17 protein-coding genes are annotated in these 17,164 nt (G+C 64.8%); 4 read left to right on the top strand and 13 right to left on the bottom strand.

Features of this window, described 5'->3' with window-relative positions; translation table 11 throughout:
* Positions 1-25 precede the first annotated feature (25 nt).
* From ACQR3T_RS19545 to ACQR3T_RS19520, 6 genes are read right to left on the bottom strand one after another with little or no spacing between them, the layout of a single operon-like run.
* Positions 26-1,300 (bottom strand): deoxyguanosinetriphosphate triphosphohydrolase, encoded by a 1,275-nt coding sequence (locus ACQR3T_RS19545; protein WP_037177291.1) that lies wholly within the window; start codon positions 1,298-1,300, stop codon positions 26-28.
* A gap of 1 nt (position 1,301) precedes the next feature.
* Positions 1,302-2,018 carry a YdcF family protein gene (locus ACQR3T_RS19540; RefSeq protein WP_428694550.1) on the bottom strand — a complete coding sequence of 239 codons (717 nt, stop codon included), beginning with the start codon at positions 2,016-2,018 and terminating at the stop codon, positions 1,302-1,304.
* A gap of 55 nt (positions 2,019-2,073) precedes the next feature.
* Entirely contained in the window at positions 2,074-2,682 is a 609-nt protein-coding gene (locus tag ACQR3T_RS19535) for a response regulator transcription factor (RefSeq protein WP_032379156.1), read from the bottom strand.
* Entirely contained in the window at positions 2,679-3,788 is a 1,110-nt protein-coding gene (locus tag ACQR3T_RS19530) for a sensor histidine kinase (RefSeq protein WP_428694549.1), read from the bottom strand. The genes ACQR3T_RS19535 and ACQR3T_RS19530 overlap by 4 nt, the downstream gene beginning before the upstream one ends.
* Positions 3,789-3,834: 46 nt before the next feature.
* Positions 3,835-4,638, bottom strand: a complete 804-nt coding sequence (locus ACQR3T_RS19525; RefSeq protein WP_094704614.1) for an ABC transporter permease — start codon at positions 4,636-4,638, stop codon at positions 3,835-3,837.
* Complete coding sequence (locus tag ACQR3T_RS19520) at positions 4,635-5,564, bottom strand: ABC transporter ATP-binding protein (RefSeq protein WP_094619868.1); 930 nt, start codon at positions 5,562-5,564, stop codon at positions 4,635-4,637. Before ACQR3T_RS19520 ends, ACQR3T_RS19525 begins: the two co-directional genes overlap by 4 nt.
* A gap of 122 nt (positions 5,565-5,686) precedes the next feature.
* Between ACQR3T_RS19520 and ACQR3T_RS19515 the strand changes: the two genes are divergently transcribed.
* Entirely contained in the window at positions 5,687-7,717 is a 2,031-nt protein-coding gene (locus ACQR3T_RS19515) for a TPM domain-containing protein (RefSeq protein ID WP_428694548.1), read from the top strand.
* A gap of 65 nt (positions 7,718-7,782) precedes the next feature.
* Here ACQR3T_RS19515 and ACQR3T_RS19510 read toward each other — a convergent pair whose 3' ends face one another.
* The gene (locus ACQR3T_RS19510; RefSeq protein ID WP_032379159.1) at positions 7,783-9,168 is read right to left on the bottom strand and encodes a glycine--tRNA ligase; all 1,386 of its coding nucleotides are present in this window, start codon (positions 9,166-9,168) and stop codon (positions 7,783-7,785) included.
* Positions 9,169-9,509: 341 nt separating this feature from the next.
* Between ACQR3T_RS19510 and ACQR3T_RS19505 the strand changes: the two genes are divergently transcribed.
* Together ACQR3T_RS19505 and ACQR3T_RS19500 are read left to right on the top strand one after the other, a co-directional pair.
* Entirely contained in the window at positions 9,510-9,848 is a 339-nt protein-coding gene (locus tag ACQR3T_RS19505) for an ArsR/SmtB family transcription factor (protein ID WP_428694718.1), read from the top strand.
* Complete coding sequence (locus tag ACQR3T_RS19500; protein ID WP_032402421.1) at positions 9,845-10,285, top strand: Fur family transcriptional regulator; 441 nt, start codon at positions 9,845-9,847, stop codon at positions 10,283-10,285. Before ACQR3T_RS19505 ends, ACQR3T_RS19500 begins: the two co-directional genes overlap by 4 nt.
* Positions 10,286-10,292: 7 nt before the next feature.
* On the opposite strand, the gene ACQR3T_RS19495 is transcribed toward ACQR3T_RS19500, so the two are convergent.
* Genes ACQR3T_RS19495 through recO form a run of 4 tightly spaced genes read right to left on the bottom strand, consistent with a single transcriptional unit; the run spans position 10,293 to position 13,358 of the window.
* On the bottom strand, positions 10,293-11,285 hold the full coding sequence (locus ACQR3T_RS19495; RefSeq protein ID WP_428694547.1) for an ABC transporter substrate-binding protein: 993 nt from the start codon (positions 11,283-11,285) through the stop codon (positions 10,293-10,295).
* A gap of 49 nt (positions 11,286-11,334) precedes the next feature.
* On the bottom strand, positions 11,335-11,757 hold the full coding sequence (locus ACQR3T_RS19490) for a hypothetical protein (protein WP_032379162.1): 423 nt from the start codon (positions 11,755-11,757) through the stop codon (positions 11,335-11,337).
* Positions 11,750-12,568: an isoprenyl transferase gene (locus tag ACQR3T_RS19485; RefSeq protein ID WP_052058432.1), complete on the bottom strand. Its 819-nt coding sequence runs from the start codon at positions 12,566-12,568 to the stop codon at positions 11,750-11,752. Before ACQR3T_RS19485 ends, ACQR3T_RS19490 begins: the two co-directional genes overlap by 8 nt.
* Positions 12,525-13,358: a DNA repair protein RecO gene (recO, locus tag ACQR3T_RS19480; protein ID WP_428694546.1), complete on the bottom strand. Its 834-nt coding sequence runs from the start codon at positions 13,356-13,358 to the stop codon at positions 12,525-12,527. The genes ACQR3T_RS19485 and recO overlap by 44 nt, the downstream gene beginning before the upstream one ends.
* Positions 13,359-13,431: 73 nt before the next feature.
* On the opposite strand from recO, the gene ACQR3T_RS19475 reads away from it, so the two are divergent.
* A complete protein-coding gene (locus ACQR3T_RS19475; protein ID WP_428694545.1) occupies positions 13,432-14,853 on the top strand; it encodes an amidase in 1,422 nt (473 codons plus the stop codon).
* Positions 14,854-14,871: 18 nt separating this feature from the next.
* On the opposite strand, the gene era is transcribed toward ACQR3T_RS19475, so the two are convergent.
* Both era and ACQR3T_RS19465 read right to left on the bottom strand, forming a co-directional pair.
* On the bottom strand, positions 14,872-15,786 hold the full coding sequence (gene era / locus ACQR3T_RS19470; protein WP_428694544.1) for a GTPase Era: 915 nt from the start codon (positions 15,784-15,786) through the stop codon (positions 14,872-14,874).
* Positions 15,787-15,803: 17 nt separating this feature from the next.
* A complete protein-coding gene (locus ACQR3T_RS19465; RefSeq protein ID WP_032379165.1) occupies positions 15,804-17,126 on the bottom strand; it encodes a hemolysin family protein in 1,323 nt (440 codons plus the stop codon).
* Positions 17,127-17,164 lie beyond the last annotated feature (38 nt).

Here is a 17,164-nt window from a genome sequence, read left to right as displayed (position 1 = left end):
GAACCAGACACCCGACACCCGCCGATCAACCCCAGCTGGCCTGAGCTCCCAGTGAGCGCTTGTCGATCAGTTCGAGTCGACTCTCGGTGTACGAGGCGATCTGATCGACGACAACTCGGGTTCGTTCGCCGTCGCTTTCTGCGCGCTGCCAGGCGGGGACCAGGATGGGGTCCAGCTCCCCTGGAGCCGAGCGCAGCAGCCACTCGGCGACGCGGTGGATTCGATCACGTTGGCGCTCCTGGCGGATCTTGTGTCCGGCGTCGGACATCACGTACCTCAGCGCCATGGTTTTGAGCAATGCAACTTCCGAGCCGACGATCGACGGCACCACCAGGTCGGCGTCGTACCGGCTCAACGGCGCGGTGCCGTATCTCTCGTGGGTGCCCTCGATGGCGGCAGTCGCGAAGCGCCCGACCAGCTCGCTCGTCATGTGCTTGAGTGCGACGGATGCTTCGAGGGTGCCGTCGTAGCGTCCGACGGCGATCACCACGGGCATCCTCGACAACCGGCTCGCAGCTTCGATCAACTCGTCGACATCGAGTCCGCGAAATTCCGAGACACCGAGTTCGGCGAGTGCGCGCTGCTCGATCGGGTCGGACAGCGCGCGTAGGTCGATGCGGGCGTCGATGACGCCGTCCTCGACATCGTGTACCGAGTAGGCAACGTCGTCGGACCAATCCATGGTCTGCGCTTCGAGGCACTTGTGCTTGTCCGGTGCTGTGTCACGTACCCAGCCCAGAATTGCGGAGTCGTCGTCGTAGGCACCGAATTTCGCGCCTGGTGCCGGCCGGATCCAGGGATACTTGGTCGCGGCATCGAGAGATGCTCTGGTCAGGTTCAATCCCGCGCTGCGCCCGTCGGCGTCGAGGATCTTCGGCTCGAGTCCGGTGAGAATGCGGAGGTTCTGCGCGTTGCCCTCGAACCCACCACAGTCCGTGGCCACTTCGTCGAGGGCCCGTTCACCGTTGTGGCCGTAGGGCGGATGGCCGATGTCGTGGGCCAAGCCTGCGAGATCGACCAGGTCGGGGTCGCTGCCGAGGCCTTCGGCGATGCTGCGGCCGATCTGCGCGACTTCGAGCGAGTGCGTGAGCCGAGTTCGCGGAGTGTCGCCGTCCCGAGGCCCGGTCACCTGTGTCTTGTCAGCGAGACGGCGCAGTGCGGCGCAGTGCAGCACCCGTGCCCGGTCGCGCGCGAAAGCACTTCGATGCGAGGCGTTGTTCGTTCCCGGTTTCAGGCCGGCGGTCTTCGGGGGTTCGGTGACGAATCGTTCGACGTCGTGCGCCGAGTAGGTGCCGGTCATGTCACTGGCCTGCCGTGTAGGTGAAGTCTGCCGTGAAGTGAGTCAGCTGGTACCACAGCAGTGCGCCTGTCTCCCTGGCAATTCCGTGCGCCTGGGACTCTCGGGTGTAGACGGCCGGGCCGGTACGCGTCGGTGAGGTCCATGCATCCAGCCCAGCGTCACGCGCCATGGTTCGAGTACGCAGCGAATGCCACGGATCACTGACCAGCACCACCGACGACTTGCCCTCGTCGCGGAGTGTGTCGCTCACTGCCTCGATGCTTTCGAGCGTGTCCGAGCCGGTCTCGACGGCCACGATGGCGTCCGCCGGCACTCCTTGCTCGATCAGATAGTTGCGACCCGACGCGGCCTCGGTGAACAGGTCGCCTTCCTGCTTGCCGCCGACGGTGACGATCTCGGGGGCGATACCCCGCTCGTACAGCGCTGCGGCCTGGGACAGTCGGGCCTCGAACACCGTCGAGGGTGTCCCGCTGTACTGCGCCGCACCCAGTACGACGATGGCGTCGGCCTTGGAGTAGTCGTCGATGCGAGCAACCTGCCACACCCGGACCGCAGTCCCTGCGACCAGCACCACCGCCATCAGGACCACTCCCGCGACCAGCCGACCGGTCCAGCGTCCCAGCGTTCCGAAGAAGCCGAGGCGCTCGGGACCGGGGTCCGAGGCATACCGATCGTCGTACGGGTCGCCGTACGGGTCTCGGTCGAGAGTTGAATTCACCCCTCGAGTTTGCCAGGCCCGCGCATCGGCTCGGTCACGGCGCGCCTCGTAGGAGCTACAGCCACCCGCGGTCCTCGGCCACTCGGACCGCTTCCGCACGAGTAGTGGTACCGGTCTTGCCTATCGCGGACGACAGGTGGTTGCGCACCGTTCCCTCCGACAGGTGCACCGCGGCAGCGATGGAGCCGGCCGTCCCACCCTGCGCTGCTGCGCGGAGAACCTCCTGCTCACGGGCGGTCAGAGGCGAGACGCCGTCGGTCAACGTCTCGGTCGCCAGCGCCGGATCGACGACGCGAAGCCCCATGTGCACCCGTCGAACCGCGTCGGCCAGCTGCTTGGCGGGGGTGTCCTTGACCACGAAACCCGACGCACCCGCATCTATGGCGCGGCGGAGGTATCCGGGGCGGCCGAACGTGGTGACGATCAGCACTCTCGACTCGGGTGCCACCAGGGTCAGCTCGGCGGCTACGTCGATTCCGTTCTTGCCCGGCATCTCGACGTCGAGCAGTACGACGTCGGGTCGATGTTCCAGCACGGCAGAGACCACCTCGTCCCCTCGCCCCACCTCCGCCACGACGTCGAGATCGTGCTCGAGCCCGAGCAGTGCTGCGAGCGCGCCTCGCACCAATGCCTGATCGTCGGCGAGCAACAGCTTGATACTCATGGTGCCGCGACCTCCACCTTGAATCCTCCGGTCGGAACCCGGGCGACCGTCAGTGAACCACCAGCGGCGCTCACGCGTTCACCCAACCCGCGAAGCCCGTTTCCCCCGCAGGTGTCCTCGGCAGGTCCGCGTCCGTCGTCGACGATGGAAATGCTCGACGGCGTCAGCGTCACTCGGCAGTGTTGCGCGTGCGAGTGTCGAACCACGTTGGTCACTGCTTCACGCAGGACCCAGCCGAAGAGTTCTCGGTGTCGCAGTGGCACCATATCGGCATCAGCGGGCAGGTCGACATCGATGGCTGTGGCGACCAGAGCTGTTCGCGCACTGGCCAATTCGGTGCCGATGTCGATCTGGCGCATGCCGCCGACGGTGCTGCGAACGTCGGCGAGTGCTTGCCGGGCAAGGGTTTCCACCTCGGCGATCTCGACTGCCGCTCGCGCAGCATCGATCTCGAGCAGCCGTCCGGCGAGTTCGCTCTTGACGGTGATCACGGTCAACGAGTGCCCGAGAATGTCGTGTACGTCCCGGCTCATCCGCTCGCGTTCGGCGACGATGGCCAGATCGGCCAGTTGTTGCCGCGCTACCGCGAGTTCGTGGTTGCGTTGGAACACCTGGGTGATGCCCCACGCAGCAGCCGAGCTGATCAGCAGCTGGAACGCGAAGAAGTTGTCGGGCTCCCAGGACGAGACCACGCGCGGCGTCAGTTCGACGATCACCACCATCACCGCGACCAATGTCCACGCCTGCCGGACCGGCAGGGTCATCATCGCCAGCACCGCGATGTAGACGGTCGCGCCGAAGCCGGTGGTACCGACCAAGGCACTCATCGCGAAAGTCAGGGCCACCATCACCCCGAGCGCGATCCATGCCTGCGACGTGGGCAGTGGATGTCCTCGGCGGTGGCCGTTGCGGAACCGCCAGAAGGTGGTCGTGAACACCGCACCGAAACCGACGATCGCAACGATCCCGGCAGCCCGGGCCGCGATCGACGGCAGAGCGAGAATCTCGTTCAACGGGTAGATCAGAAAGATCAGCCAGATGGATCCGAACATCCAGCCGTATCGCCAGACCCTCCCCTCCGGCAGGTCGGCGGTGAACGTGGTCATGTCGCCCACGGTATCCCCGTGGGCGACACGATCAGCAGTTTCGGCGTCAGGCACGCTTGGTGTCTTTTCGGAACAGCAGGGCCGCTCCGGCTACGAAGACCGCGGCCCAGACCACCAGGTTCACCACGGCGATCGCCAGAGTGCCCGCGTCGGCTGACGTGAACGGCGCTCTGGCCACCGTGGCCAGGCCGTAGAGCGGGGTGAACTTGGCCAGCATCGGGAACCAGCCGCTGTCGCCGAGCGGGACGAACAATCCGCCGGCCAGGGCGAGGAAGGCCAGCACCGGTCCGAGGATCTGCATGACGTTCTCCGACGGCAGCAGGTAGCCCATGAACAACCCGAATGCGGCGAATACCGCAGATCCGAGCCACGCGATCACACCGCAGGCGAGCCACACCCAGATCGGCATATCGGCTCCGAAGAACTTGGCGACGACGAATACCACGACGATCGCTGCAGCACCCATCGTCATGGCCACAAGGACCTTGGTGATGATGTAGGCCACGGGCTTGAGCGGGGTCAACCGCAGCTGCCTGCTCCACCCCTGCGCCCGCTCGACCGACACCATCGCTCCCCCGCTGGTCGTGGCGAGCATCGCTCCGTACACGGCCATGCTGATAGCGATGTAGCCCGTGACGTTGCCGTGCGCGAAAGAGTAGTCGGTCTTGAAGTCCGACTGCGTACCGAAGATGACGAAGAACACCGGCGGCATCACCAACGTGAAGATCAGCGTCCGTTTGTTTCGAAACAGTCTGCGAATTTCGAGTCCGAGGAAGGTGGGCGAGAATCCGCCCCAGGCAACGGCTCTGGCGGATGTGCGGGCGGTTGCGGACGGCGTGGTCGTGGTCATCGGATGCTCCCGGCGAGGTTGTTTTCGGCTGGGTCGTTTTCAGAATCGGTGGTCAGGGCGAGGAATGCGTCCTCGAGGTTCCGCGAGACGATCTCCAGATCGGTCGCATGCGCGTCGTTCAGTAGGTACCGGGCCACGGAGTCGGAGTCTCGGCCGTGCACGATCACCCGGTCGCCGCGAGTCTCCACGCGGTCGACCCCGGGCAGAGCGAGCAACATCGACCGATCGACGCCGGGCAAGGTCGCGGTGACGGTGCGTCCAGCAGCCAGGTTCTTCACCTCGGCGGCGCTACCGTCGGCGACGATCTTGCCGTGCCGCACCAGCACGATCCGGTCGGCGTAGGCATCGGCCTCGTCGAGATAGTGCGTCGCGAACAGCACCGTTCGGCCGGTACTCGCGTCCTGGCGAATGGCGTTCCAGAAATCGCGACGACCCTCGACGTCCATGCCCGTGGTCGGCTCGTCCAACACCAACAGATCCGGGTCGGGCAACAGAGCGAGTGCAAATCGCAGTCGCTGTTGCTGGCCGCCGGAGCATTTCGCCACTCGACGGTCGCCGATGTCGGCGATGCCTGCCCGGGTCAGCACCTCTTTCACCGAACGGGTGTGGGCGAACAGTGCCGATGTCAGCTCGACGGTTTCGCGGACGGTCAGGTCGCGGAGCAACCCACCGGTCTGCATGACGGCCGAGATTCGCCCCTGGGCGATGGCGTCGGCGGGCGTTCCTCCGAACACCGACACCGACCCGGTGGTGGGTGTTGCCAGCCCGAGCATCATGTCGATGGTCGTCGTCTTTCCCGCTCCGTTGGGTCCGAGGAATGCGACGACCTCGCCCGGTTCGATCGACAGGCTCAGCCCGTCCACCGCACGGACAGATCCGTATGTCTTGGTGACGCCTCGCAGTTCGACTGCCTTCGTTGTGGTCATGACAGTTACTCTGCTGCGGCCCGAGCCCATCCACCTCGACCGAGCGTCACGATTGCACGATGACAACTGTCATGGATCGACCTGCTCGATTCGGACACGACCCAGCCGGTAGATTTCATCGCATGGCAGTCCAGCACCGGCGGCACTCCAGCGCCACAGTCCGTAGGTCGGTCCATCGGTTTCGTCGTCTCGCCGCTACGGGTGCTCTGACCCTGTTCGCCGCGGTCCTGCTCGCACCGGGGGTTGCCTCCGCCGAGGCTCCCTCGCGGCTGGCCACCCAGATCACCGACAACGTCCAGGCTCTCGACCCCGATTCGCTGGCCGAGGTGCAGACCTCCATCGACGACCTCTACAGCAGCAGCCAGCTCAGGCTGTGGGTCACCTACGTGGCAGATTTCGACAACATGTCGGCAACGAACTGGGCCCAGCAGACATATGAACGAAGCGACCTCGGTCAGCGTGACGTCCTGCTCGCAGTCGCGACCGTCGATCGCTCGTACTACCTCGCCGTCAACACCGGACTCTCGCAGATCACCACGGCCGAGCAGGACGACATTCGCGTCAACGACGTCGAACCCGCACTGGGCGAAGAGGATTGGTCGGGAGCTGCCATAGCGGCCGCAGGCGCTCTCGGCGAGGCCTATGCGTCGAGCGGCGACGGTGGTTCGTCGGCACCGCTGCTGATCGGTGTCGGTGTGTTGGCGGTTGCAGGCGGCGGCGCTGTCGTCTACTCCTCACGGCGCAAGAAGGCCAGGGTGGCCGCCGAGGTGGACGCCGTGGCGAAGATCGACCCGAGTGATCCGGCCGCACTGGCTCGGTTCCCGATCGACGTTCTCGACACCCGCGCCAAGGAAATTCTGATCGAGACCGACAACGCCGTGCGGGCGAGCGAAGAGGAATTGACCCTCGCCCGAGGCGAATTCGGCGATTCGGCAGCCGCACCGTTCATCACCGCGTACGACAACGCCAAGAAGGCTCTGGCCTCCGCCTTCGAGATCCGTCAGCGCCTCGACGACGCCATTCCAGAGACCCCCGATCAGCGGCGGGCGATGCTCGTCGAGATCATCTCCTCGTGCGGTCAGGCAGATCGCGAGCTCGACTCTCGGGTCGAGGAGTTCGACGGATTCCGCGATCTCGTGATGAATGCCGGCTCGCATCTCGACGAGCTCACCCAGGCCATCATCGGCTTGACGGTGCGCATTCCGCAGTCCGAAACCGTACTCGCTCAGCTGCATTCGGAATTCTCCGAGACCGCACTGAAATCGATCGCCGACAACGTCACGATGGCCAAGGATCGAGTTGCGCTGGCCGAGGAGAACATCGAAGCCGGCCGCAAGGCCGCAGCACTGCCGCCGGGAAAGCAGGGTCCGGCCGTCACCGCGATTCGGACCGCAGAACGAGCCCTCGATCAGGCGAAGTCCCTGCTCGACGGAGTCGACCACGCGCGCGACGACATCGGGCACGCCATAGCCACCCTGCCCGACGCCATCGCCGACGTCCGACGCGACATCGAGCAGGCTCGCGGACTGGCCGAACACGGCGGTGCCGAACTGCAGGCGGCGATGGCCGCGGCACAGACGGCGTTGAAGAATGCGGAGACGGCGCAGTCGAGCGATCCGCTCGGTAGTTACACAGCCCTTGCCGCAGCAGATTCCGAACTCGAGAAGATCGTCGACGAGGCGTCGGCGGAGAAGGCGGCCGAGGATCAGTTGCGGGCGCGTCTGGAACGCGATATCGCGGCTGCTCAGGCGCAGATCACCGCTGCTGCGGACTACATCTCGACGCGGCGCGGCGGCGTGGGTGCCGATGCTCGAACGCGGTTGTCCGAAGCCGAACGGCACCTCGGTGCGGCTCGTCAGCTCGAGCCGGAGAATCCCGACGAGGCCCTCAAGCACGCGCATGCCGCCAGCCAGTTGGCCTCGCGCGCGTCGCAGATCGCCCAGTCCGACGTGCAGAACTGGGAAAACCGTCACGGTCCACGCGGCGGCGGTAGCGGCGGCAACGTAGCAGGCGCTGTGCTCGGCGGAATCCTGATCAACAGCGTTCTGCGCGGCGGTGGCGGAGGATTCGGCGGCGGCTTCGGTGGTGGCGGGGGCTTCGGCGGCGGTGGTGGTGGAGGCGGCGGCTTCGGCGGTGGCGGCGGCCGCTTCTGATTCGACCCTGATATGCCACAGGGCCCGATCTCTCGAGGAGATCGGGCCCTGTCGTGTGGTGAGCTCTATGCGCCGATCAGTCGGGACGCGATGTAGCCCTCGACCTGATCGAGAGCCACCCGCTCCTGCGCCATCGTGTCTCGTTCGCGGATGGTGACGGCATGATCGTCGAGAGTGTCGAAGTCGACGGTGATGCAGAACGGGGTACCGATCTCGTCCTGACGACGGTAGCGACGACCGATGGCTCCGGCGTCGTCGAATTCGACGTTCCAGTACTGACGCAATTGCTGCGCAAGATCTTTCGCCTTCGGCGTCAGATCGGCGTTACGCGAGAGCGGGAGCACCGCAACCTTCACCGGGGCAAGACGGCGATCGAGCTTGAGCACGACACGCTTGTCTACGCCGCCCTTGGCGTTGGGAGCCTCGTCCTCGGTGTACGCGTCGACGAGGAACGCCATCAGCGAACGCGTCAGGCCTGCCGCCGGCTCGATGACATACGGGGTGTACCGGGTGTCGGTGGCCTGCTCGTAGTAGCTCAGGTCCTGACCCGACGCCTTCGAGTGCACCGAGAGGTCGTAATCGGTACGGTTCGCGACACCCTCGAGCTCACCCCACGCACTGCCCTGGAAACCGAACTTGTACTCGATGTCCACGGTGCGCTTGGAGTAGTGCGACAGCTTCTCCTTGGCGTGCTCGTAGAGCCGCAGGTTCTCCGGATCGATACCGAGATCGGTGTACCACTTCATGCGGTAGTCGATCCAGTACTGATGCCACTCGTCGTCCTCGCCGGGCTTGACGAAGAATTCCATCTCCATCTGCTCGAACTCGCGGGTGCGGAAGATGAAGTTTCCGGGAGTGATCTCGTTACGGAAGCTCTTGCCGATCTGGCCGATACCGAACGGCGGCTTCTTGCGCGAGGTGGTCAACACGTTGGCGAAGTTGACGAAGATGCCCTGCGCAGTTTCTGGACGCAGGTAATGCAGACCCTCTTCGTTGTCGACCGGGCCGAGGAAGGTCTTGAGCAGGCCCGAGAACGCACGCGGCTCGGTCCACGAACCGGGCTCGCCGGTCTCGGGGTCGCGGATATCGGCCAGGCCGTTCTCCGGCGGATGGCCGTGCTTCTCTTCGTAGGCCTCGATGAGGTGATCGGCGCGGTACCGCTTGTGTGTGTGCAGCGACTCCACCAGCGGGTCCGAGAACGTCTCGACGTGACCGGACGCCTCCCACACCTGACGGGGCAGGATCACCGACGAGTCGAGCCCGACGGTGTCGTCCCGGCTGGTGATCATGTTGCGCCACCACTGCTTCTTGATGTTTTCCTTGAGCTCGACGCCCAACGGGCCGTAATCCCAGGCCGACTTGGTACCGCCGTAGATCTCGCCGCACGGGTAGACGAGGCCTCTGCGCTTGGCGAGGTTGGCGACGGTTTCGACTTTGGACTTGGGTGCCACTGGCGGAGCTCTCCATCTTCGGTTACATCGTGCTCGGGTTCATCGTGATTGTCGGTTACATCGCACGAGGGGGTGACGCGGGCGGTTTTCGCCCTGATCAGACTATCTGGCTCGGCGGGCGAATCCGAACACCGGTCGAGTTCGGAATTGACATGCGTACTTGTGCATATCACAATGAATACGATTTGCAATAGCGATAACTGCACTAACCTGATGCCATGACATCGATTGTGCAGAGAGAGTTCGCCGAGAACGAGTCGGCAACCGAAGGAGCCGCAACCGTGTCCACCGAGCAGGCCGTTCACACTAATTCGCCAGATCGGCAGGACCCCGAGCATCCGATGCACGAGAACGACCCGTTCGCCGCCGCTCCCCCGGCCCACATTCCGCCGAAGGAGACCCTGGCCGCGGCCGGCGACATTCTGCGCGCGCTTGCGGCCCCGGTGCGGATCGCGATCGTGCTGCAGCTGCGCGAGTCCGAGCGATGCGTCCACGAACTCGTGGTCGCCCTCGGTGTCACGCAGCCGTTGATCAGCCAGCACCTCCGGGTACTCAAGGCCGTAGGTGTGGTGCGTGGAGAACGCAACGGCCGCGAAGTCCTGTACCGACTCGTCGACGATCACCTCTCCCACATCGTCGTCGACGCCGTGGCCCACGCCGAGGAAGGCCGGAACCTGTGACCGAGAAGTCCACCGATACCGCTACGCCGAGACGACCCGTCGTAGTCGGAGTACGAGCCACGAAGCAACGCAGTGCGATCTCGGACTTGCTCGACACCATCGAGGAATTCAAATCTGCACAAGACCTGCACGACGAATTACGTAAGCGCGGTGAGGGAATCGGCCTGACAACCGTCTATCGCACGCTCCAGACGCTGGCCGACGCCGGCACGGTGGACGTGCTTCGCACCGACAACGGCGAGTCGGTCTACCGGCGTTGCTCCTCGGGCCATCATCACCACCTGGTGTGCCGAGCATGCGGATTCACCGTCGAGGTCGAGGGGCCCACCGTCGAGAAGTGGTCCCAGACTGTCGCCGAGTCCAATGGCTTCACCGACGTGAGCCACACCATCGAAATATTCGGCACCTGCAGTCAGTGCAGCGCGGCGGGTCGTTGAACCTCGCTCACGTCAGGGCGTCGGACACGCGAGGCACCACCGCGTCGATGGCGAACGGTATCGACAGAACCGAGTTGTACGTGATCGCGCCGCGCTGATCGGTGGACAGCGGAAGGATCGCATCGTTGCGCGCTGCCTTCAATGTCCCGAAGATCGGATTTTCCGCCACGACGTCGATGGGTTCACCCGTGCCGAGGTACAGCACCACATCGGCGTCGAGCATCGAGATGTTCTCCAACGAGACCGGTACGAAGAAGTTCGTACCGTCGTCCTGAGCGAGAATGGGCTCCGGAACCGTCAATCCCAACGAGGTGACGAACGTACCGCGGGCATCGCCAGGTAGGAACGCACCGAACTGCCCGTCGTAGGGAAGCACCACGGCGGCAGTCCTGCCCGCGAACTCGGGGTGTTCCGTGCGTACCTGCTCAAGCAACGCGGTCGTCTGCGCATTGAGCTCCTCGCCACGCTCGGATTCGCCCATCGCGCGCGCGATGGTGTCGGTGGCCACCTCTCGATCGACGGCGTAGGCCGCCGATCCCGCCGGTCGAGCGATCGTCGGGGCGATGTCACTGAGTTTTGTGTAGGTGGCCTCGTCGAAGCCGGCGTTCAGCCCGGTGATCAAATCCGGTGCCAGAGAGGCGATCAGCTCGAAGTTCGGTTCGGACTCCGAGCCCAGCAGTGTCAGTGGTGCGTCGCCCACCAACTCGTCGGTCCACGGACCGAGTCCGGTCTCGTAGAAGGTGTACCCCGTGTTCCCGACCGGCACAGTGCCGAGGGCAATGACGGCGTCGGCGTCGGACACTCCGAGTGTGACGATGCGAGTGGGCTTCTCGGGAACAGTCGTGCTGCCGTAAATGTGGTCGATGACGACCGGGAAGACACCGTCGGCCGACGGGGTACCCGATTCGCCGGTATCTGCGGTCGAGCAGGCCGTCAGGGACACACCGAGGACGATCACCGCCACCACTGCCGTCAGCATTCGGGTCGACCGCATTGTCATTGCATCCGCCTCTACTCGAAGTAAGTACAGGCATACCTTAACTGACGGATCAGGGCAGCAGGCCTTCGCGCGCTTTCTCGACTCCGGCAAGCACCAGGATGAGCATCGTCAGCATGGCCTCGTCGTCCAGCCCGTTCGCCGGAAAGGTGTAGCGCAGCAACACATCTGCGAGCTTGTCGTGAGTATTGACGGAGATCGCGCCGAATTGCGAATCCGCATTGCGGTCCGAGACCTTCTTGTGCAGAGCCGCCTTGAGCGGCCTGTCCCACGCCAACACCGCGGTGAGCGAGAGCACCTCGAGTTCGGGTGACAGCTGTACGGCTCGCAACGAGCACAGGGCACCGGCATAGTCGAAACCGAGCGACCCCTCCTCGCCGACGGTCACCGTGGCGAACTGCGACAGCGCCAGCCGAGCCCGCGTCTGCAACGTCAACTCATCGGAGCTGTCGATACCCCGTACTTCGTCACTCATATTTCACTCCGCCGAATCGTCGATCACGCGAAGCGAATTCGATACACGCCTCCCACAGGTCCCGGCGGTCGAAATCCGGGAAGAGCTTCTTCTGGAACACGAACTCCGCATATGCGGATTGCCACAGCAGGAAGTTCGACGTTCGCTGCTCCCCCGACGGTCGCAGGAACAAGTCCACGTCCGGCATATCCGCTTCGTCGAGGTACTTCGCGACGGTTGCCTCGGTGATCTTCTCGGGGTTCAGCTTGCCTGCGGCGACCTGTCGGGCAATTTCCCTTGTCGCATCGGCAATCTCGGCACGCCCACCGTAATTGACGCACATCGTCAACGTCATCACGGTGTTGTGCTTCGTCAGCTCCTCGGCCACTTCGAGTTCCTTGATGACGCTGCCCCACAACCTGGGTCGCCGACCGGCCCAGCGGACCCGGACGCCCATCTCGTTCATCTCGTCGCGTCGACGACGAATGACGTCACGGTTGAAGCCCATCAGAAACTTGACCTCGTCGGGACTGCGCTTCCAGTTCTCCGTCGAGAAGGCGTACGCGGACAACCACTGCACACCGATCTCGATACATCCGCAGACGGTGTCCATGAGCACCGCTTCGCCCTGCTCGTGCCCCGCGGTGCGCGGTAGACCGCGATCCTGCGCCCACCGACCGTTGCCGTCCATCACCAATGCGACGTGGCGAGGTATCAGTTCCGGCTGCAGAATCGGCGGCCGAGCGCCCGACGGGTGCGGATCGGGAGGGCGCACTGCCGACTGTCCGTCAGGCCGGGGTTGCGGCTCTCGTCGTCGAATCACGGTCCCCATCCTGCCCGACGGTATCGGCGAACACGGAGTCAGGTTGCGCCAGCGGCACCTGATGCGGGTGCGAGCGTTCGATGAGTGGAAGTGTGCGCAATTGCCGTTCCAGATGCCATTGCAGATGCGCCGCCACCAGTCCACTGGCCTGCTTGCGAACCGCATCGGAGGTGGTGACGGTGTAGTCCCACTCGCCTCGTTCGAGCGCGACCATCAGATCCAGGACCCCGGTCGACGGCGTCGCCGATCCCGGCGGGCGGCAGTGCACACACACCGCTCCACCGGCGGCGACATGAAATGCGCGATGTGGCCCGACTGCGGCGCAGCGCGCACAATCGGTCAGTGCGGGCGCCCATCCGGCGAAGCCCATGGCGCGCAGCAGATAAGCGTCGAGCACCAGCTCGGGAGGGCGGACGTGCTGGGCAAGTGCTCGAAGCGCACCGACGGTCAGCTGATGCAGTCGCTGCGCCGGTGCATGCTCCTCGCCCGCCAGCCGTTCGGCGGTCTCGAGAACGGCACAACCGGTGGTGTAGCGGCCGTAATCGGCGACGATGTCTCTGCCGAACGCGTCGACGGTGTGCACTTGGGTGACGATGTCGAGGTTGCGTCCCGGATAGAGCAGTACGTCGATGTGCGCGAACGGTTCCAGCCGTGCGCCGAACTTGGACTTGGTACGACGCACCCCTTTGGCGACGGCCCGAACGATACCGTTCTCCCTGGTCAACAACGTGACGATGCGGTCGGCCTCACCCAGCTTGTGCTGGCGCAGGACGACTGCGTTGTCACGGTATGGCCTCACGGCTTCCAGTCTCCCACGGGTGCCGCATCGGTGGCCGCTTCCCGCGCTGGAGAGAAGTCGATACTGTGCCAACGTGGATTTTCATCGGTCGACTCTCGTTGCCCAGGCCGCTGCACTCGCGTCGGGTCGCATCACCTCGGTACAGGCGGTCACCGAATCACTCGACCGGATCGAGAAGAGCCAACCCACTCTCAACGCCTTCCGAATCGTGCGTCGCGACGCCGCACTCACCGAGGCCGCCGAGGCGGATCGACTGCGCGCCGCCGGTGGAACCGCGCCCCTGCTCGGCGTTCCGATCGCCGTCAAGGACGATGTGGATGTCACCGGCGAGCCCACCGCCTTCGGCTGCGCCGGGCACTTTCCGCCTGCCACCGCAGACTCGGAGGTGGTGCGCAGGCTGCGCGCGGCCGGAGCTGTGATCGTGGGCAAGACCAACAGCCCCGAGCTGGGCCAATGGCCGTTCACCGGCGGCACCTTCGGACACACCCGCAATCCGTGGGACCGCGAGCGCACCCCCGGTGGATCCTCCGGTGGCAGTTCTGCAGCGGTGGCTGCCGAATTGGTCTCGGCTGCACTGGGTTCCGACGGTGCCGGCTCGGTCCGGATCCCGGCATCGTGGACCAATCTCGTGGGCATCAAGCCGCAACGGGGACGGATATCGACGTGGCCGGACGCCGAGGCCTTCAACGGCATCACCGTCATCGGCCCGCTCGCACGCACGGTGGCCGACGCCGCACTTCTCCTCGACGTGGTCTCCGGTGGCCACGACGGCGATCTGCACCGCCCGGCTCCGTTGACCGTCTCGGACGCTGTGGGACGAAACCCCGGCTCGCTTCGGATAGCGCTGAGCCTGCGCAAGCCGTTCATCCCGACTCCTGCCCCGCTGGATCCGGAGATTGCGGCTGCGGCGTACGAGATGGCCGCGGTGCTGCGATTGCTCGGACACCAGGTGGTCGTCGACGATCCCGCATACGGAATGTTGCTGGGGCTCAACTTCTTACCGCGATCACTGGCAGGCGTTGCCACGTGGCTCGATCGCCTTCCCGATCCGACCCTCGCCGACCCGCGCACCCGAGCCAACGCCAAGAGCGGCCGGGCCCTCGCCGGAGCCCCGTTGCGCGCAGCCCGCGCGGCCGAACCTCGCATCGGACGCCGCATCGGCCGGTTCTTCGACGACTACGACATCGTGCTCGCCCCGACCACGGCAACTCCCCCGCCGCGGGTCGACGCCATCGACGGCATCTCCAACGCCGACACCGATCGGGTCATCACCGAGCACTGCCCCTACACGTGGCCGTGGAACGTCCTGGGCTGGCCGAGCGTGAACGTCCCTGCGGGTCTGACGAAGAGCGGCCTTCCCATCGGACTGCAGTTGATGGGACACGAATCATCGGAGCCACTGTTGGTGTCGGTTGCGGCTCAACTCGAGAACGTGCTGCAGTGGCACCGCAAGCGCCCCGAACCGTGGTGGACCCAGGTGAGTGAAACTTCGTAGTCTGCTCACCTGGGAAGGTCAGAAGCCGAGCTTGCCCATCTGCTTGGGGTCGGTTTGCCAATCCTTGGCGATTTTCACGTGCAGGTCCAGATAGATCCTCGTACCGAGCAACTTCTCGATCTGCAATCGCGACGCCGTGCCGACCTCTTTCAGTCGCGAGCCGCCCTTGCCGATGATGATGGCCTTCTGACTCGACCGCTCGACGTAGAGAATCGCGTGCACGTCGAGCATGTTGTCATGACCCTCGCGGGGCACGACTTCTTCGATGACGACGGCCAACGAGTGGGGTAGCTCATCGCGGACGCCTTCGAGCGCGGCCTCCCGAATGAGCTCGGCCATGAGGATTTCCTCCGGCTCGTCGGTCAGCTCACCGTCGGGGTAGAACGCCGGTCCCGGTGGCAGTTCCGACGCCAGCAGATCGACCAGCTTCTCCACCTGCTCACCGGATTCGGCCGATACCGGAATCACGTGGCTGGAGTCGCCGAGGAGCTTCGACAGCGCCATCAACTGCTGCACGACACGTTCCTTCTTGACCTTGTCGATCTTGGTGACGATGCCGATCAAGGTGGTCTTCGGGGCTATGTGGCGAACCTGCTCGAGGATCCATCGGTCCCCCGGTCCGATCTTCTCGTCGGCCGGGATGCACAGGCCGATGACGTCGACCTCGGAGTACGTGTCCTGCACCAGATCGTTGAGTCGTTGCCCCAGAAGCGTTCTGGGGCGGTGCAATCCAGGGGTGTCGACAAGGATCAACTGCGCGTGCTCGCGGTGCACGATGCCGCGGATGGTGTGCCGCGTCGTCTGCGGACGCGAGGACGTGATGGCGATCTTCGACCCCACCAACGCATTGGTCAGGGTGGACTTGCCGGTGTTGGGTCGGCCTACGAAACAGACGAATCCGGATTGGAACTCACCGTTGTTCTGCTCGGACAAAAGAGCACCTCCAGATTTCAGTGTTGGTGAGTGACGTCCGACGAGTCGTCGTCCTCGGTGGATTCTTCGTCGGGTTCGATCTTTTCGACCAGCACGGTGGTGATGCGGACGCGCCCCTTGGGATCGGCCCCACCTTCGCCGCGCAGCAGCAGTCCGTGGGTCATCACCTGAGCACCGGGCAGCGGTACGCGGCCCAGCTCGTGTCCGAGCAGTCCGCCGACGGTGTCGACCTCCTCGGATTCGATCTCGATCCCGAAGATCTCGCCGAGGTCTTCGAGCGGCACTCTGGAGGACACCCGATAACGTCCGTCGTCGAGCTCCTCGATGGGCGCAACCTCGTCGGAGTCGTATTCGTCGGCGATCTCACCGACGATTTCCTCGATGACGTCCTCGATGGTCACCAGGCCTGCGATGCCTCCGTATTCGTCGACCAGCAGGGCCATGTGGTTTCGATCGCGCTGCATCTCGGCGAGCAGACTGTCGAGTGCCTTGGAGTCGGGAACGAACACGGCCGGACGCATCAGCTCGGACACCTGCACCCCGCGGCCACCATCGGTGGAGTAATACGTTTGCTGCACAAGGTCTTTGAGGTAGACGACGCCGACCACGTCGTCCACGTTCTCGCCGATCACCGGGATGCGCGAGTGTCCACTGCGGACGGCCAACGACGTTGCCTGGCCGGCCGACTTGTCCGACTCGATCCACACCATCTCGGGCCGCGGGACCATGACCTCACGGGCGGAGGTGTCCCCCAACTCGAACACGGATTGAATCATCCGCCGCTCGTCGTCGGCCACGACGCCGCGCTCGCGGGCCATGTCCACCAACTCGCGCAGTTCGATCTCGGATGCGAACGGGCCGTTGCGAAATCCCTTGCCCGGGGTGATCGCGTTACCGATGAGAATGAGCAGCCTGCTGATCGGTCCGAGGAGCCACCCGAGCGCGCGCAGCGGAAACGCTGCCGCAAGAGCGATCGAGTACGCGTTCTGCCGGCCGAGGGTTCGCGGTCCGACACCGATCACGACGTAGCTGACCAGCACCATGACCACTGCGGTGATGACCAGGGCCGTCGTGGAATCGATCAGTTGGGTCAGTCCACCCGCGAGCAGAACGGTGCCGCCGATTTCGCACAGGATGCGCAGCAGCACCATCAAGTTGACGTAGCGCGGGCGGTCGGCGACCACGACGACGAGGCCGGTGGCACCCGGTCGCTCGTCCTTGACCATGTCGTCGATCCGCGCACGCGACACCGTGTTCAGCGCGGAATCGACGGCGGCGAACAGCCCACCGAGAGGCACCAGAAGGACAGCGAAAACGATGAGTGCAACAGCACTGCTCACGCGCTAGAACCTCGCACTTCGACCGGCGGTCCGACCAC

The sequence above is a fragment of the Rhodococcus sp. IEGM1428 genome (assembly GCF_050321865.1).
GTDB lineage: Bacteria > Actinomycetota > Actinomycetes > Mycobacteriales > Mycobacteriaceae > Rhodococcoides.
Note: the sequence above shows the minus strand (reverse complement) of the source record. Positions and strands in the feature narration are given on the sequence as shown.

Excerpts from the sequence above, each read along its gene's own strand:
- ACQR3T_RS19545 (WP_037177291.1), bottom strand. The coding sequence starts at position 1,300 with ATGACCGGCACCTACTCGGCGCACGACGTCGAACGATTCGTCACCGAA.
- ACQR3T_RS19535 (WP_032379156.1), bottom strand. The coding sequence starts at position 2,682 with ATGAGTATCAAGCTGTTGCTCGCCGACGATCAGGCATTGGTGCGAGGC.
- ACQR3T_RS19530 (WP_428694549.1), bottom strand. The coding sequence starts at position 3,788 with ATGACCACGTTCACCGCCGACCTGCCGGAGGGGAGGGTCTGGCGATAC.
- ACQR3T_RS19525 (WP_094704614.1), bottom strand. The coding sequence starts at position 4,638 with ATGACCACGACCACGCCGTCCGCAACCGCCCGCACATCCGCCAGAGCC.
- ACQR3T_RS19520 (WP_094619868.1), bottom strand. The coding sequence starts at position 5,564 with ATGACCACAACGAAGGCAGTCGAACTGCGAGGCGTCACCAAGACATAC.
- ACQR3T_RS19515 (WP_428694548.1), top strand. The coding sequence starts at position 5,687 with ATGGCAGTCCAGCACCGGCGGCACTCCAGCGCCACAGTCCGTAGGTCG.
- ACQR3T_RS19505 (WP_428694718.1), top strand. The coding sequence starts at position 9,510 with ATGCACGAGAACGACCCGTTCGCCGCCGCTCCCCCGGCCCACATTCCG.
- ACQR3T_RS19495 (WP_428694547.1), bottom strand. The coding sequence starts at position 11,285 with ATGACAATGCGGTCGACCCGAATGCTGACGGCAGTGGTGGCGGTGATC.
- ACQR3T_RS19490 (WP_032379162.1), bottom strand. The coding sequence starts at position 11,757 with ATGAGTGACGAAGTACGGGGTATCGACAGCTCCGATGAGTTGACGTTG.
- ACQR3T_RS19485 (WP_052058432.1), bottom strand. The coding sequence starts at position 12,568 with ATGGGGACCGTGATTCGACGACGAGAGCCGCAACCCCGGCCTGACGGA.